At 66.1% G+C, this 15,644-nt stretch carries 16 protein-coding genes; 2 read left to right on the top strand and 14 right to left on the bottom strand.

Translation table 11 applies throughout. The annotated features are described in order from the left end of the window. The first annotated feature begins 209 nt into the window (after positions 1-209). Positions 210-1,682, top strand: coding sequence for a glycerol kinase GlpK (glpK, locus tag PVW49_RS00250; protein WP_074836656.1), 1,473 nt, complete (start codon positions 210-212; stop codon positions 1,680-1,682). A 16-nt stretch (positions 1,683-1,698) separates the two neighbouring features. Here glpK and PVW49_RS00255 read toward each other — a convergent pair whose 3' ends face one another. The 6 genes from PVW49_RS00255 to PVW49_RS00280 form a co-directional block, all read right to left on the bottom strand. Beyond that, positions 1,699-2,994 carry a pyruvate dehydrogenase complex dihydrolipoamide acetyltransferase gene (locus PVW49_RS00255; protein WP_074836657.1) on the bottom strand — a complete coding sequence of 432 codons (1,296 nt, stop codon included), beginning with the start codon at positions 2,992-2,994 and terminating at the stop codon, positions 1,699-1,701. An 86-nt stretch (positions 2,995-3,080) separates the two neighbouring features. Then, on the bottom strand, positions 3,081-3,338 hold the full coding sequence (locus PVW49_RS00260; protein WP_074836658.1) for a hypothetical protein: 258 nt from the start codon (positions 3,336-3,338) through the stop codon (positions 3,081-3,083). After that, on the bottom strand, positions 3,338-4,750 hold the full coding sequence (locus PVW49_RS00265; protein ID WP_274589621.1) for a pyruvate dehydrogenase complex E1 component subunit beta: 1,413 nt from the start codon (positions 4,748-4,750) through the stop codon (positions 3,338-3,340). The genes PVW49_RS00260 and PVW49_RS00265 overlap by 1 nt, the downstream gene beginning before the upstream one ends. Before the next feature lie 3 nt (positions 4,751-4,753). Continuing rightward, a complete protein-coding gene (locus tag PVW49_RS00270) occupies positions 4,754-5,140 on the bottom strand; it encodes a VOC family protein (RefSeq protein ID WP_274589622.1) in 387 nt (128 codons plus the stop codon). Beyond that, positions 5,140-6,138 carry a pyruvate dehydrogenase (acetyl-transferring) E1 component subunit alpha gene (pdhA, locus tag PVW49_RS00275; protein ID WP_274589623.1) on the bottom strand — a complete coding sequence of 333 codons (999 nt, stop codon included), beginning with the start codon at positions 6,136-6,138 and terminating at the stop codon, positions 5,140-5,142. The genes PVW49_RS00270 and pdhA overlap by 1 nt, the downstream gene beginning before the upstream one ends. 105 nt (positions 6,139-6,243) lie before the next feature. Further along, positions 6,244-6,546 carry an FtsB family cell division protein gene (locus PVW49_RS00280; protein ID WP_048532073.1) on the bottom strand — a complete coding sequence of 101 codons (303 nt, stop codon included), beginning with the start codon at positions 6,544-6,546 and terminating at the stop codon, positions 6,244-6,246. 175 nt (positions 6,547-6,721) lie between these two features. Here PVW49_RS00280 and PVW49_RS00285 point away from each other — a divergent pair, with 175 nt between their 5' ends. Continuing rightward, positions 6,722-7,696: an alpha/beta hydrolase gene (locus PVW49_RS00285; RefSeq protein WP_274565064.1), complete on the top strand. Its 975-nt coding sequence runs from the start codon at positions 6,722-6,724 to the stop codon at positions 7,694-7,696. A 16-nt stretch (positions 7,697-7,712) separates the two neighbouring features. On the opposite strand, the gene tcuB is transcribed toward PVW49_RS00285, so the two are convergent. The 8 genes from tcuB to PVW49_RS00325 all read right to left on the bottom strand — a co-directional run bounded on the left by tcuB (position 7,713) and on the right by PVW49_RS00325 (position 15,619). Next, positions 7,713-8,780 (bottom strand): tricarballylate utilization 4Fe-4S protein TcuB, encoded by a 1,068-nt coding sequence (gene tcuB, locus PVW49_RS00290; RefSeq protein ID WP_274589624.1) that lies wholly within the window; start codon positions 8,778-8,780, stop codon positions 7,713-7,715. Continuing rightward, positions 8,770-10,155, bottom strand: coding sequence for an FAD-dependent tricarballylate dehydrogenase TcuA (gene tcuA, locus PVW49_RS00295; RefSeq protein WP_274589720.1), 1,386 nt, complete (start codon positions 10,153-10,155; stop codon positions 8,770-8,772). Before tcuA ends, tcuB begins: the two co-directional genes overlap by 11 nt. A gap of 18 nt (positions 10,156-10,173) precedes the next feature. Beyond that, positions 10,174-10,851 carry a GntR family transcriptional regulator gene (locus PVW49_RS00300; RefSeq protein ID WP_048532070.1) on the bottom strand — a complete coding sequence of 226 codons (678 nt, stop codon included), beginning with the start codon at positions 10,849-10,851 and terminating at the stop codon, positions 10,174-10,176. A 160-nt stretch (positions 10,852-11,011) separates the two neighbouring features. Beyond that, on the bottom strand, positions 11,012-11,983 hold the full coding sequence (locus PVW49_RS00305) for a D-2-hydroxyacid dehydrogenase family protein (protein WP_274589625.1): 972 nt from the start codon (positions 11,981-11,983) through the stop codon (positions 11,012-11,014). Continuing rightward, positions 11,980-12,204 (bottom strand): hypothetical protein, encoded by a 225-nt coding sequence (locus PVW49_RS00310; protein WP_074836664.1) that lies wholly within the window; start codon positions 12,202-12,204, stop codon positions 11,980-11,982. Before PVW49_RS00310 ends, PVW49_RS00305 begins: the two co-directional genes overlap by 4 nt. A gap of 64 nt (positions 12,205-12,268) precedes the next feature. Then, positions 12,269-12,430, bottom strand: coding sequence for a hypothetical protein (locus PVW49_RS00315; protein WP_158499032.1), 162 nt, complete (start codon positions 12,428-12,430; stop codon positions 12,269-12,271). Between the two features lie 58 nt (positions 12,431-12,488). Continuing rightward, complete coding sequence (locus PVW49_RS00320; RefSeq protein ID WP_274589626.1) at positions 12,489-13,577, bottom strand: 4-oxalomesaconate tautomerase; 1,089 nt, start codon at positions 13,575-13,577, stop codon at positions 12,489-12,491. Between the two features lie 11 nt (positions 13,578-13,588). Beyond that, the gene (locus PVW49_RS00325; protein ID WP_274589627.1) at positions 13,589-15,619 is read right to left on the bottom strand and encodes a tripartite tricarboxylate transporter permease; all 2,031 of its coding nucleotides are present in this window, start codon (positions 15,617-15,619) and stop codon (positions 13,589-13,591) included. Positions 15,620-15,644 lie beyond the last annotated feature (25 nt).

Consider the following 15,644-nt stretch of genomic DNA (forward strand, 5'->3'; position numbering starts at 1 on the left):
ACAGCATGGGCCCGGGCTGAAAAAAACGGCGCGCTCCGCGAGGGGCGCGCCGAATTGCGCTGGCCTGACGCGCCGGAATGTGCTGAAACGAAAGCGGGGGCTGGCGAAAGCGAAGGCCGAATGTCGGCAATACGAAAGAAACCGCGCGCAAGAACCCAGGGAAACGAACGCACGACGCGCGGGAACGCGCCGAAAAGGGAGGCCACCGAATGACCCATATCCTTGCCATCGATCAGGGCACCACCTCGACCCGCGCCATGGTGTTTGATGACGCCCTGGCGCTCGTGGCCTCGGCGCAGGAGGAGTTCACCCAGCATTTTCCGCAGAGCGGCTGGGTCGAACACGATCCGAAGGACCTCTGGGACACCACGCTGGCGACCTGCCGCAAGGCGATCGAGACCGCCGGCGAGATCGCCGCCATCGGCATCACTAACCAGCGCGAGACCACCGTCGTCTGGGACCGTGAGACCGGCGAACCGGTCTATAACGCCGTCGTCTGGCAGGACCGGCGCACCGCCGAAGTCTGTGCCGATCTCAGAGCGGAAGGTTTCGAGGAGGTGGTGACCGCGCGCACCGGGCTGTTGCTCGATCCCTATTTCTCCGGCACCAAGCTGGCCTGGATTCTCGACAATGTCGAAGGCGCGCGGGCGCGGGCCGAGGCGGGCGAACTGATCTTTGGCACCGTCGACAGCTGGCTGGTGTGGAACCTGACCGGCGGGCGCGCGCATGTGACTGATGCCACCAATGCGGCGCGCACCATGCTTTATGACATCCACAAGGGCCGCTGGTCGCAGACCATCTGCGACAAGCTGGGCATCCCGCGCGAGATGCTGCCCGAGGTCAAGGATTGCGCCGCCGATTTCGGCGAAACCGATCTTCTGGGCGGCACGATCCCGATCCTCGGCATCGCCGGCGACCAGCAGGCGGCCACCGTCGGGCAGGCCTGTTTCCAGCCGGGCATGATGAAATCCACCTATGGCACCGGCTGTTTTGCGCTGTTGAACACCGGCGACACCCCGGTGACCTCGCAGAACCGTCTGCTGACCACCATTGCCTATCAGCTGGACGGCAAGCCCACCTATGCGCTCGAAGGCTCGATCTTTATTGCCGGCGCGGTGGTGCAATGGCTGCGCGACGGGCTGAAGGTGATCGAGAGCGCCGGCGAGACGCAAACGCTGGCCGAGGCCGCCGATGCCGGCCAGGAACTGATCCTGGTGCCGGCCTTCACCGGGCTGGGCGCACCTTACTGGAAACCGGAGTGCCGGGGCGCGATCTTTGGTCTGACGCGCGGGTCGGGCCCGGCGGAATTTGCCCGGGCGGCGCTTGAAAGCGTGGGCTTTCAGACCCGCGACCTGCTCGAGGCGATGTGCGCCGACTGGGACGGCGCCGGCGACACCGCGCTGCGCGTCGATGGCGGGATGAGCGCCTCGGGGTTTGCGATGCAGTTCCTTGCCGACATCATCGGCGCGCCGGTGGAACGGCCCCGGGTGCTGGAAACCACCGCCATGGGTGCGGCCTGGCTGGCCGGGCACAGGGCGGGCCTCCTGCCGGACATGGCGGAATTTGCCGCGAGCTGGGAATGCGAGGCGCGGTTCGACCCGGCGATGGCCGAAGACATCCGCGACAAACGGTATGCGGGCTGGCGCAAGGCGGTCAGCGCCACCATCGACGTGGCCAGCTGACCGCTGCGACGTCGGCTCAGGCCAGCAGCGCCAGCGGGCTTTCCAGCCCGTCCTTGATCGCCGCCAGCAGCTGCGCCCCGAGGGCGCCGTCGATCACCCGGTGATCGACCGAGAGGGTGACCGACATGACGGTGGCCACGCCCAGCGTGCCATCCGCCTGAACCACCGGTTTCTGCACCCCGGCGCCAACCGCGAGAATGGCGCCATGCGGCGGGTTGATGACGGCGTCGAAGTTCTCGATGCCGAACATGCCGAGATTGGAAATCGCGAAACTGCCGCCCTGATATTCCTGCGGGCTGAGCTTGCGGTCGCGGGCGCGGGCGGCGAGATCCTTCATTTCGGTGGAGAGCGCCGAAAGCGATTTCTGATGCGCGTCGCGTAGCACCGGAGTGAACAGCCCGCCCTCGATCGCCACCGCGACCGCCACGTCAGAGGGCGTGAGCCTGAGGATGCGGTCGCCGGCCCAGACCGCATTGGCCTCGGGCACCCGTTGCAGCGCGGCCGCGCAGGCCTTGATGACGAAATCATTGACCGAGAGCTTGATCTCGCGCGGGGCGAGCTGGCGGTTGATCTCGGCGCGCAGCGACAGCAGCGCATCAAGGTGGATGTCGCGGCGCAGGTAGAAATGCGGGATCTGCTGCTTGGCCTCGGTGAGCCGGGCGGCGATGGTCTTGCGCATGCCGTCGAGGGTGATCTCCTGATGGTCGCGGTCGGCATAGAGCGCGGCGATCTGGCCTGCGTCGGGGCCCGGGGCCGGCGCGGGGCGCGCGGCCTGCGCCGGGGCTTCGGCTGCGGCGGGTTTCGGGGCGCCGGCGGCTTCGACATCGGCCTTGACGATGCGGCAGCGCGGGCCCGAGCCGGTGATCTGCGCAAGATCGATGCCCCTGTCGGCGGCGATGCGCCGGGCCAGCGGCGAGGCGAAGATGCGGGCGCCGTCGCCGCGCTCTCCGGCCGGGGGGGCGGCTGTCTCGGAGCGCCCTGCGGGCGCCGCCTCGGCATCCGCGTCGGACGGCCGGGCCGCCTCCGGCGCGGGGCGCGCGGCGGGCTCGGCAATGTCGTCTTCGCTTTCGTCCTCACCCAAAAGCACCGCGATCGGGGTGTTGACCTTGACCCCGGCGCTGCCCTCGGCGACCAGCAGCTTGCCGATCACGCCCTCGTCGACCGCTTCGAATTCCATCGTCGCCTTGTCGGTCTCGATCTCGGCCAGCAGGTCGCCGGAGGCCACGCTGTCGCCTTCCTTGACCAGCCATTTCGCCAGCGTGCCTTCTTCCATCGTCGGGCTGAGGGCGGGCATCAGGATTTCGGTGGGCATGGTGTCGTCTCCGGACATGGCACTGGGGGCGCTGGGGGCCAGGGGCGGAGCGAGGGGCCAGCCCCCTCACGCTCCCCACGGTATTTTCAAACAGAAGAAGGGATCAGGGTGATGGTGTCAAAGGGCGGTTTCGGTCGTTGGCCGCGGGCGAGCCTGGTGATGGCGGTCTCGATCTCTTGTTTGTGGCCGGCCATCCAGACATAGGCGTCCTGATGCGAGGGCCGCCCGGCCAGCCGCAGATCGGCGGCGAGCCGCTCGGGCACCAGGGCCATGACCTTCTGCCCGTCCACCTCATGGGTGACACGGTAACATTCGGTCTCGATATCGCGGCCGTGCACCTCCATCAGCGATAGGTGACCTTTCTCACCGCCTCGATCACCTCGGCGGTCGAGGTCAGCGCATGTTTTTCCAGATTGGCAGCATAGGGCATGGGCACGTCCTTGCCGGTGCAGTTGATCACCGGAGCGTCGAGCCAGTCGAAAGCCTGTTCCATCAGGAGGGCGGTGATCTGATTGCCGATCGAGCCGCGCGGGAAACCCTCTTCGACCGTGACGCAGCGGTTGGTCTTTTTCACGCTTTCGAGGATCGCCGCGCTGTCCATCGGCCGCAGGGTGCGCAGGTCGATCACTTCGGCGTCGATGCCGTCCTCTGCCAGCTTCTCGGCCGCTTCGAGGGCATAGGTCATGCCGATGCCGAAGCTGACGAGGGTGACGTCGGCGCCGGTCCGCCAGATCCGGGCCTTGCCGAAGGGCAGGGTGAAATCCTCGAGCACCGGCACGTCGAAGCTCTTGCCGTAGAGGATCTCGTTTTCGAGGAAGATCACCGGGTTGGGATCGCGGATCGCGGTCTTCAGCAGCCCCTTGGCGTCCGAGGCGGAATAGGGCATCGCCACCTTGAGCCCCGGGATATGGCTGAACCAGGCGGCAAAATCCTGGCTGTGCTGCGCGGCGACCCGGGCGGCGGCGCCATTGGGACCGCGAAACACCATGGGCGCGCCCATCTGGCCGCCGGACATGTAAAGCGTCTTGGCGGCGGAATTGACGATCTGGTCCATCGCCTGCATGGCGAAGTTGAAGGTCATGAATTCGACGATAGGTTTCAGCCCGCCAAAGGCCGCGCCGACGGCGAGACCGGTAAAGCCGTGTTCGGTGATCGGGGTGTCGATGACACGCTTGGGGCCGAACTCGTCGAGCAGGCCCTGGGAGATCTTGTAGGCGCCCTGGTATTCGCCGACCTCCTCGCCCATCAGAAAGACGTCGTCGTCACCGCGCATTTCCTCGGCCATGGCGTCGCGCAGCGCGTCGCGCACGGTCTGCTGCCGCATTTCGGTGCCTTCGGGCCAGTCGGGTTCGGCCTGGGATGGTCCCGAACCTGATCCTGCCTGCCCCGGACCTGATCCGGGGGGGGCGGCTTCCTGGTCTGCGTCTGCGTCGCGCGGCTGGGCCGGAGGCCCCGGCTCGGGGGCCGGGGCGGTGGTCGTTGCGGCCTCGGTCTTGATATCCTCGGCGCTTTCGCCCTCTTCCACCAGCACGGCGATGGGGGTGTTGACCTTGACGCCCTGGGTGCCTTCGGAGATCAGGATCCGGCCCAGCGTGCCTTCGTCCACCGCTTCGAACTCCATCGTCGCCTTGTCGGTCTCGATCTCGGCGATGATGTCGCCCGAGCTGACGCTGTCGCCTTCCTTGACCAGCCATTTGGCCAGCGTGCCTTCTTCCATCGTCGGCGAGAGGGCGGGCATGAGAATTTCGGTGGCCATGGCTCACGGCTCTCCTTTTTCGGGCGCGAGGAAGCCCACGATGTTGCCTTCGCCGTCCTCGACATAGGCGGCACGGCCGATGCCGGGGTAATCGGTGGGCGGCAGCGCCTCGGCGCCGCCATTGGCCAGCGCCCATGAATAGCGGTCGTCGCAATCGGCAACCTCGAAGGTCAGCGTGCAGCCGCGCACCGGGGTGCCGGAGGCCGGGGCCTCGCCCATGCGCTGCATCATGCCGCCGGTGAGGCCGGCGTCGAGCCCGGGGCCGGAAATCAGGTGATAGGCCACCTCTTCACCGCCGGGCATCGGCTCGAAGGACCAGCCGAAGAGGCCGCTGTAGAAGGTCCGGGCGCGCACCGGATCGGCAACGTGAATTTCGAAATGTGCGGGCATCAGCGGGCCTCCGCGTAGATGTCTGTCCAGAGTTCGTCGAGCACCGGTTCCGGACTCTCGCGGGCAAATTCGGCGGAGTCGTTGACCACCTTCTTGATCTCCTTGTCGATCGCCTTAAGATCCTCTTCGCTGGCATGTTTGCCCTCGAGCAACATGGCGCGGACATGTTCGATCGGGTCGCGTTCCTCGCGCATTTTCTGCACCTCTTCGCGGGTGCGGTATTTCGCCGGGTCCGACATCGAATGGCCGCGGTAGCGGTAGGTTTTCACCTCGAGGATATAGGGGCCCTTGCCGGCACGGCAGTGGCCCACCGCCTTTTCGCCCGCCGTCTTGACCGCCAGCACATCCATGCCGTCGACCACCTCGCCGGGGATGCCGAAGGCCTCGCCGCGGGTGTGCAGATCGGGGGTCGAGGTCGAGCGCTGTTGGGCGGTGCCCATGGCGTATTGGTTATTTTCAATGACAAAAACCACCGGCAGGGCCCAGAGCGCGGCCATGTTGAATGTCTCGTAGACCTGGCCCTGGTTGGCGGCGCCATCGCCGAAATAGGTGAAGGTGACGCGGCCGTTTTCCTTGTAGCGGTCGGCAAAGGCCAGGCCTGCGCCAATCGGAACCTGGGCGCCGACGATGCCATGGCCGCCGTAGAAATGCTTCTCTTTCGAGAACATGTGCATCGAGCCGCCCTTGCCCTTGGAATAGCCGCCCTCGCGGCCGGTCAGCTCGGCCATCACGCCGCCCGGGTCCATGCCGCAGGCCAGCATATGGCCATGGTCGCGATACGAGGTGACGCGCTTGTCGCCCTCTTCGGCGGCGGCCTCGAGGCCGACGACAACCGCCTCCTGACCGATGTAGAGGTGGCAGAAGCCGCCGATCAGCCCCATGCCGTAAAGCTGGCCGGCCTTTTCCTCGAACCGCCGGATCAACAGCATGTCGCGGTAATATTGCGTCAGCTCGTCCTTGGAAATGTTGGGTTTTTTCGTCGCTCTGCGCGCGGCCATTGCGGCGCCCTCCCGGAGGCGAATTGTTTAGTGTTAAACTATAGCCTAGCCCAAGCGGCCCCCGGGTGGAAAGGGGGCTTTCCCGCTGCACCTGCGAAGGGCGGGTCAGCGAATGACGATCTCGTCGCTGCGGATCAGGCCCAGCACCTCGCGCGCCTGCTGGTCGAGCAGGTCGAGATCGAGATATTCGTCGGACAGACGTCGGGTGAGATTTTCCATTTCCGCCAGTTCGGCGCGCAGCACGTCGCGCTCGGCCTCGAGGCGGGCGGCATTGTCGAGGATTTCCGCCCGCCGGAACAAGCCGTAATCCCCCTGCACGGCGGCAAAGGTGAAATAGGCCCCCAGAGTGAACGCGATGGCGAACACGCTTAACGGGACGATGTTCCGGCGGGTCGGATGTGTGCTCATGGTCTGCCTCAATGCACCTCTGACGGATGCTGTACGGCCACTATGACACAGGTGATTCGCCATGTGAATCCCTATTGCGAATCCTTGCGTGAATTATGTGCGATTCTCGCCCGTTGCCGTCAGAAATCTTGGCCAGCCGCCGGCATCGGGGTATCACTTGGGCATGAGGGTTCTGGTGCTTCTTTTCGTGGCGATGCTTGCGCTTGCCGCCTGTGCGCCGCGCGGCGTGCTGCATCTGGTTCGGGGCGCCGACGAAGGCGATGTGCGGCAGATTTTCGTCGCCTCGAACCGGGTGCTGAAACATGACAACGGGGTGCAGTTTTCCGGGCGGCGTGGCACGCGGCTGTATTTCTCGCGGCTCGACGTGTCGGTGCCGCCGGTGCATCGCGATGGTCGGATCGAGCGCCCGGCGCCGGAGGCCGCACCCGATCCGGCCCGGCATTTCGTGCTCTCGGGGGCCTATGCTTTTCCCACGTTGGCGGATTTCCTGGCCGGGGTGGCCAAGGCGCCGGGCGGGGCGGAGGAGGTCTTTGTCTATGTGCACGGCTACAACACCAACAATGCCGAGGCGACCTATCGGCTGGCCCAAATGGCGCATGACTTCGATGCCGAGGTTCCGGTCGTGTCGTTTTCCTGGCCGTCCGGCGGCGATCCGCGCGGCTATGTCTATGACCGTGACAGCGTGATCCACTCCCGCGACGCGCTGGAAGAGCTGCTCGTGGCGCTGACGCGGCACCGCAAGGTCTATCTGGTGGCGCATTCCATGGGGTCGCAACTGGTGATGGAGACGCTGCGGCAGATCTCGATCGCCCGGAACACCGCCGTTCTGCACAAGATCAGCGGCGTGACGCTGATCTCGCCCGATATCGACCCGGAAGTCTTTGTCGTGCAGGCGGGCCGGATCACGCCGTTTCCGCAGCCCTTCATCCTGATGACATCGACCCGCGATTCGATCCTCGATCTGGCGGCCTGGATCGCCGGCCGACCGCGGCGGCTGGGCGAGATCACGACGGCGGACGAGCTGGGCGGGCTGCCGGTGACCGTGATCGACCTGAGCGATTTTGCCGATCCCGGCCAGAACGGACATGACACGGCCTTTGCGGCGCCCCGGGCCATCGAATATTTCCGGAACTTCCATGGCCTGAAATGAGCCGCGACGCGGCGGCTCAGGCGGCCCTGTTCTGCGCCGCGTCGCGGGTCAGCGCGGCCATGCGATAGAAGCCATGCGCCATCTTGGAATAGGGCGTAAGCAGAAAGAAGGTCAGCACCGCGCCGAGATGCAACGGCAGCAGCCAGGCCACGGCGGAGGTGCCGGTCGCGGCGTAAAGCGCGAGGCCCGAGACCGCGACGGCAAAGAGCAGCAGGACAAAGGCCATCTCGCCGCCCCAGGCGGCGGGGGCCCCCAGCTCGGGATCGGCCTTGAGCTTGAGCCAGGCGAGCCCGGCACACCCCACGCTGAGCAGCAGGCCGCCGGGAACCCCGAGCAGCTTGGGCAGGCTGAAGAATCCATAAGGCGCCTCTAGTCCGAAGGCGTAGTGCAGCACGGTGCCGCTCGCGGTCGAGGCAAAGCTCAGCAGGAAGCCGTAAAGCACAGCCTGATGAAAATGCCGCCGCGCCTGGCTGAAACGGTCCTCGTCCTCGAAGTTGCAGCCGTCGCCATGGCCGCCGTCGAGGTTCTTCATCCGGCCGGCCGAACGCAGCGCGCCCCAGATATCGCCGGGCCGGACCGGGCCGCCGCCGACGGTGCGCCAATAGCCGCGCAGCGACACCGCGATGGCGAGCAGGGGCAGCAGGAACGCCGGGGTAAAGATCGTCACCATCAGCCCGTGGGACATATAGGCGTAGAAACCGGCGCCGCTGTCGGGGCGCAGCGCCTGCGCCAGGGCGAAGATCAGTGCAAAGCCCAGCACCAGCCCGCCGGCCATCAGCACGCCCGACCGGTCGAACAGATGCGCAAAGCCGCGCGGCCAGGCGTGATCCTTCCAGCTTGCCTGCCGCACCTCGGCCAGCGCCCGGGGCAGGTTGAGGTCGAACTCGTGCGGTGCGGTGTATTGGCAGGCGTAGTAGCAGCCGCGGCAGTTGTGGCAGAGATTGGCGAGCTGGGTGATGTCGCCGTCGCTGAAAGCACGTTCGCGGTGCAGGGCAGGGAAAACCGAGCAATAGCCTTCGCAATAGCGGCAGGCGTTGCAGATCTCGGCCTGGCGGCGGGCTTCCTGGATCAGGTCAGTTTGCATGGGCTGCGGCCTCCTTGCCTGCGATACGTCCAAAGACGGTGCCGATGGTCATGCCGAACCCGGCGAGATAACCTTGGCCGAGGATCGACCCGGCCATCGTCTCGCCTGCGGCCCAGAGATTGGTGACGGGGCGGTCGCCGATGCGGCATTGCGCGTTTTCGTCCACTTTGAGCCCCAGATAGGTGAAGGTGACACCGGTTCTCAGCGAATAGCCGTAAAACGGTGGCTCGGTGATCGGGCGGGCCCAGTTGGTCTTGGGCGGGGTGAGGCCGTTGGTGGAGACGCCGTCAAGCTCGGTCGGGTGAAATCCCGAAAGATCGCCGCAGGCGGCGTTGAACTCGTCGACCGTGGCGCAGAGCTTGTCTGGCGGCAGGCCCATCTTTTCCGCCAGCTCCGGGAGCGTCGCGGCCTCGATCGGTGGAAACACCGAGGGCATGAAGAGCTTGAGCGATTTCGCGTCGATGATGACATAGCCCACCTGATCGGGCTGCGCCGCCACCAGCCGGCCCCAGATGGCATAGCGCTTGGGCCAGACATCCTCGCCCTCGTCGTAAAAGCGCTGCGCCTCCTTGTTGACCACGATGGAAAACGGCACGCAATCCAGCCGGGTGACGATGCCGCCATCGAATTTCGGCGCACGGCCGTCGATGGCGACGGCGTGGCACTGCGTCGGGTCGCCCACCTGTTCGACGCCCTGGTCCAGCAGGTCGGACAGCACGACGCCACGATTGTAGGGGGTGCCGCGGATCAGGAAATTCCGGGCCGCCGGTCCCCAGGCGCGGGCGAGCCAATCGGTATCGGCCTGAAACCCGCCCGAGGCGACGACGACAGATTTGGGTGTCACGGTCTTCTCTTCGCCGGCGTGGGTAAAGGTCACCTGGGCGATCCGGTCATCCGCGAGGTCCAGATGTGTCACCGCCGCCTCGTAGAGCACCTCGACCCCCAGCGCCTCGGCGGTGCGGTAATAGGCGTTCACCAGGCCCTTGCCGCCGCCGAGGAAAAAGGCATTCGTCCGCGCCAGTGACAGTGTGCCCGACAGCGAGGGTTGAAACCGCACGCCATGTGCTTCCATCCAGGGCAGGCAGTCCTCGGAGGTGCGGATGGCGAGGCGCGCCAGGTGTTCGTCGGTCTTGCCGCCGGTCACCTTCATCAGATCGGAAAAATATTCCTCTTCGGAATAGCTCTCGACCAGCGGGCCCAGGGGGCCGCTGTGCATGCAGCGAAAATTGCGGGTGTGGCGCGAATTGCCGCCGCGATAGGGCTTGGGCGCGGTCTCCAGGATGAGAACCCGTGCGCCCGCTTCGGCGGCGGTGATCGCGGCGCAAAGCGCGGCATTGCCACCGCCGATCACGGCGATGTCGTAGCTGTCGGGAATGGCTGTCATGGCTGTCCTCTAGGTGTCGTCGTGGCCCCGGTCGCGCTCGCGCAGGGCGCGGATGCGCATGCGCTGCGCGGCTTCGATATGGGCGCGCATCTGCGCCTCGGCGGCGGCGCCGTCGCGGGCCTGAAGTGCCGCCATGATGTCGCGATGCTCGCTCACCGCCTCGTCGGCGCGCTGGCCGTCCAGGAGCTGCGACGGCCCGAGGATCAGCAGCGCCTTTTGCAGCGACAGCATCGACCGGGCAAGAAAGCGGTTCTTGGCCGCATCGAGAAGCGTGGCGTGGAAAATGCGGTTGATCCGCGTCGCCTCGGGGCCGGTTCCGGCTTCGGCCAGCTGGTCGTTCAGCGCGCCGAGTTCGTCCAGTTCCACATCCGAGGCGGCCCGCGCCGCCAGCCGCGCGGCGGTGCCCTCAAGCACGGCGCGCATCTCGTAAAGCTCCATCACCTCGGCATAATCGAGGCTGCGCACGGTCGCGCCCTGGCGCGGCACATGGGCGACCAGCCCGTCGGCCTCGAGCTGTCGGATCGCTTCGCGCACCGGCGTGCGCGAGACGTTCAGACGCTCGGCCAGCTCGGTCTCGCGCAGGCGATCACCGGGGAGCAATTGCCCCTCGCGGATCTCGTCCAACAGGCGGGTGTAGGTCGAACTGCCTTGCGGTCCGGGCTGTGACGCGTCGTCCTGGTCGCTCATCTCATTTCCTCGGTGTTGGTATCCGGATGTATACAGTTGGATACATAGATAGTCAACCTTTGTTTCCGCCGCCCATCCGGCAAAAGCGCGGCTGCACAAAGAAAAAGACGGCGCGCAGGACTGCGGCCGTCTTTGGCAAGGCTCCGGGGCGGGGGGAGGGTCAGATTCGGACCTCGGGGTTGATCATGTGGATCGGCCGGCCTTCGGCAAAGGCGTTCACCTGCGCGAAGATATCGCTGAACTGAAGATCGAATTCGTCCTCGGTGACAAAGCCGATATGCGGCGTGCAGATCAGCCGGGGGTGCGACAACAGCGGATCGTCGGGATCGGTCAGCGGCTCGGTCTCGAATACATCGACCGCCGCCATGCCGGGGCGCCCGGCGTTCAGCGCGTCAAGCAGCGCGCCCGGTGCCACCAACCCCGCGCGTGAGGTGTTCACAAAGAGCGCCCCATCCTGCATTTCGGCGAAATCCGCTGCGGTGACGATACCGCGGGTGTCGGGCTTCAGCCGGACATGGATCGAGACCACGTCGCTTTCGGCGAAAAACGCCGCGCGACTTTCGGCCACGGTTTCGCCCGCTGCCCGGGCGCGGGCCCGGCCGGCCTCGGAGCTCCACCAGACGACCTTCATTCCGAAGGCGCGGGCGTAGTCCGCCACGGCGCCGGCGATCCGGCCATAGCCGTAAAGACCCAGCGTGCGGCCGCGCAGCGTCTTGCCGACGCCCATCTGCCAATGCCCGGCCCGGGCCGAGGCCATCTGTTGCGGGATCTGCCGCATCGCCGCGAGGATCAGGCCAAAGGTCAGCTCCGCCGCGGCATAAGACGGCGTGCCGGAATGCATGTTGGAACACAGCAGCACGCCGGTGTCGGTGCAGGCCGGAACATCCACATGCGGATAGACGCTGCGCTGCGAGATCAGCCGCAGGTTCGGCAGGCGTTGCAACAGCCCGCGGGTCACCTTGGTGCGTTCGCGAAAGAGCACCAGCGCCTCGGCGTCGTGCAGGCGGTCTGGCAGGGCGGCTTCGCCGGGCGCGTGATCGGTCCAGACCGTCACCTCGTGCCCGTCGAGCAGGCGAAAGCAGGGCAGGCCGCGCAGCGTGTCGAACCAATCGTCGAGGATGTGGACCTTCATCGGCTTTCCACCCCCGCGCCGGGGTGCAGGCTGCGCGGCGTGGCGACGAACACCTCGCCGTCGAGGGCTGTCAGGGCGTTGCGGATGCGGGTCCGCGTGGCCAGAAGGTGGGTGTATTGCGCGTCGCAGCCGGCAATCGGGCCGGGGTACTCCGCAAGGTCGCGGGTCACCTCTTGCAGCGCCGCATGCAGATGCGCCCGAGCCTTGGCAATCTCCGACATGGTGCCTCCGTCATTTATGTATACCAAGGTATACCAAATTTCCCCGCCGGATCAATCCCGCCAGTCAGCCTTGCCCCGAGAGCGCCGTGAGAGCCTTGCTCACCCGCTGGTGCAACTCGGTCATGGTGCGGGTATCGCCTTCGCGCGCCTCGATCTTCTTGACCAGGTCGAAGCGAAGCCTTTCCAGATTGGCGACAGCGGAGCGGAGTTGATCGTATTCTGACATGGGTCCTTTTCCCTCGATGCGACAGAAGAACGGAAATGCGGATGGGCAGACGGCCGGCTCAAGGGCCTTGCCAGATGTGCGCCGGCACGTAGACACGGCCATCCGCCAGCTTGCGTGCGGTGCGCAAAAGCCCGGCCGAATTCAGTGCGAAGCCCTCGCTTGCGTCAAAGTCCACCAGCACCTCGATGGTGCCGGATGGATGCTCCAGCACCACATTGGCCGGGCTTTCCGTCGGCCGGTCGAGCAGGCCGTCGGCGATGGTGCCCGGGGTCAGAGCGCAGGAGGCCATGCATTGTCCGCCGGTGACCGCCATGCTGGGGTGGGTGTCCCAGGGCATGAAATAGCGCGCCGCAATGGTGCCGCCGTCGCGGGCCGGGGCGAAGAGCCCGAACTTGGGGGTGACCGATTGCGCCACGTCGCCCATGCCCATCCGGGCCCCGGCCTTGATGCGCACCGCCTCCATGCGGGCAAAGAACGCCTTGTTTTCGTTCAGCTCCGCCAGGGTTTCATGGCCGCTCAGGCCAAAATCGGCGGCGCGGGCAAGAACCATCGGCATCGCGACATCCATGCAGGTGATCTCGATCCCGTCGATCTCGTCGCGCAGCTGCCCGGTGGGCAGGAACTTTCCGGTCGACGAGCCGACAACCCCCATGAAGTTGAGCGCGATCGGCGCGGCGCTGCCCGGAACGCCGGCAATCTCGGCCGCGCCGTCATAGGTCAGCACGCCGCCCGGGGTCTGGAGTTTCGCCACAACCTTGGCGCCGGTGTTGACCGCGCGGATCCGGATCTCGGTCTTGTCGGTCGTCGGTGTCACCAGCCCCAGTTCGATGGCGGCCGGCCCGACCCCCGAGAGGATATTGCCGCAGGTCGGTTTGAAATCGACCAGCCGGTCGCTGACGGACACCTGGGCAAAGAAGTAATCGACATCGGCCCAGGGATCCTCGGAGGGCGAGAGCATGGCGACCTTGGTGGTCACCGCAACGCCGCCGCCGATGCCGTCGATATTGATCGGATGGCCAGAGCCCAGCGCGGCGATCAGCACCTCGGCCAGCCTGTCGAGTTCTTCGGGCAGGTCGGCGCGGTTGAAGTAGGGGCCGCGTGACGTGCCGCCGCGCATGAAGACGAAAGGAATGCCGGTCTGTGTCATCTCGATCCCTCTCAGTTCAGCGGCCAGGGCAGGTCGACGGCGTCCTGCAACAGGCCCGGCGGAAAATCGCGATTGAGCGCCCCGGCCATGACGCACATCAGCGCGACGCCGGCGGCGGTGAGGATCGCGGTCTTCTGCCAGGAGGCGCCGGCGCGGACCCGCAGGAAAGCGGTCATGAAGCCGACGAGCGCAAGGATGAAGCCGACGACAAAGGTCAGCCCGATCAGCGCAGCAAACCAGGCCAGCGTCGACCAGAGACCATAAGGCGCATCGGCGTCCTCGCCCGAGACTTCCTTGTCGGCAAAGATCACGTCGGTCTCTGGCCGCAGCATCATCTGCACCAGCATGATCAAGCAGCAGGTCAGGGCGATGCCTCCGACCACCAGCGGCACGATCTTGTCGGTCAGGTTGAAGTTCGGGATCAGCGAGGCATTGATCAGCGCGGTCACGAGATAGGCCGAGATCACCAGCAGGAAGACCAGCGGCGCGCGTTTCGAGCCGGACTGGACGTCGCCTTCGGCCATGATCGACTTGGCCTGCCGCAGACCGAGCACGACCGACACCACGGTGACGATGATCAGCACGATCACGATCGGCGAAAACACGTAATCCATGCCCTCCTCGAAGGATTTGCGGAAGCGGAACGAGGCGATCTGGAACGCCTGGTTCGAGAATTTCTCGACCGGGTTGGACAGCACGAAACCGATCAGGAAGGCCGGGCGCGACCAGTCGAAGCGGCGCAGGAAGATGCCGATCAGCCCGATCACGAAGAGCGCCAGAAGGTCTTCGAAGTTCTGCCCCGACTGGAAGGCCGCAAAGGAGATCAGCATGAAGAGGAACGGCGCGAGATAGGTGAAACGGATCGTGGTCAGCCGGGCGATGCCGCCGGACGCCGCGATGCAGAGCAGCGTGCCCACCACATTGGCCAGCGCCAGCAGCCAGACGATGGAATAGGTGATGTCGAGGTTGTCGCGCAGCATCGAGGGGCCGACCTCGATATCGCCCGAGCCCAGCAGCGCGATGGCACCGATGAAGATCGCCATCGAGCCCGAGCCGGGAATGCCGAACAGCAGGGTGGGGACCAGGCCGCCGCCTTCCTTGGCGTTGTTCGAGCTTTCCGGGCCGATGACGCCGCGGATCTCGCCCTTGCCGAAGTTCGACTTGTCCTTGGTGGTCTGCACCGAATGGCCATAGGCGATCCAGTCGACGACCGAGCCGCCAAGGCCCGGAATGATGCCCACCAGCACGCCGATCAGCGAGCAGCTGACCGAGAGCCACTTGTTGGCGAACCAATCACGTACGCCCGCGCCCCAGCCGGCGCCCAGCTTGGCGTCCTTGGCGATCGAGCGGTCCTGGCGCAGCAGCGAGACGATTTCCGGCACCGCGAAGATGCCGAGACCGACGATCACCAGCTTCAGCCCGTCGGTGAGATAGGGAATGTCATAGGTCGCCATGCGCAGCGAGCCGCCGGCGTCGGCCTCGCCGATGGTGCCGATCATCAGGCCCAGTCCGGCGGCGGCCAGCCCCTTGAGCGCGACGCGGCCGGCCAGAACCGCCACCATCGACAGGCCGAGGATGGTGATCATCAGCATTTCCGGCAGGCCAAAGGCCAGCACGATGGGCCGGGCCACCAGAATGAAGATCGTCAGGAACAGCGCGCCCACCAGCCCGCCGAAGAGCGACGAGGAAAAGGCAGCGGCCAGCGCCCGCGCGGCCTGGCCTCGTTTGGCCAGCGGAAAGCCGTCCAGCACCGTCGCCTGTGACGCCGAGGAGCCGGGGATGCCCATGAGCACGCTGGCAAAGGTGTCCGAGGTCGGCACCACGGCGACCATGCCGATCATCAGCGCAAGGCCCAGCACCGGTTCCATGCCGAACATGAAAGGCAGCAGCAGCGACAGCCCGGCGATGCCGCCCAGGCCGGGAAAGACCCCCACGGCGAGGCCCATGACCACACCCAGAACAAGATAACCGAGAACAACAGGTTGCAGAATCAGGGCCCATGCATCGCCGAGGGCGGGCAGGGCTGTTGCGAGAATATCCATCGCACCGGCCTTTTGAATTGTGAGG

Source organism: Marinovum sp. PR37, from assembly GCF_028807375.1.
Classification (GTDB): Bacteria; Pseudomonadota; Alphaproteobacteria; order Rhodobacterales; family Rhodobacteraceae; genus Marinovum; species Marinovum algicola.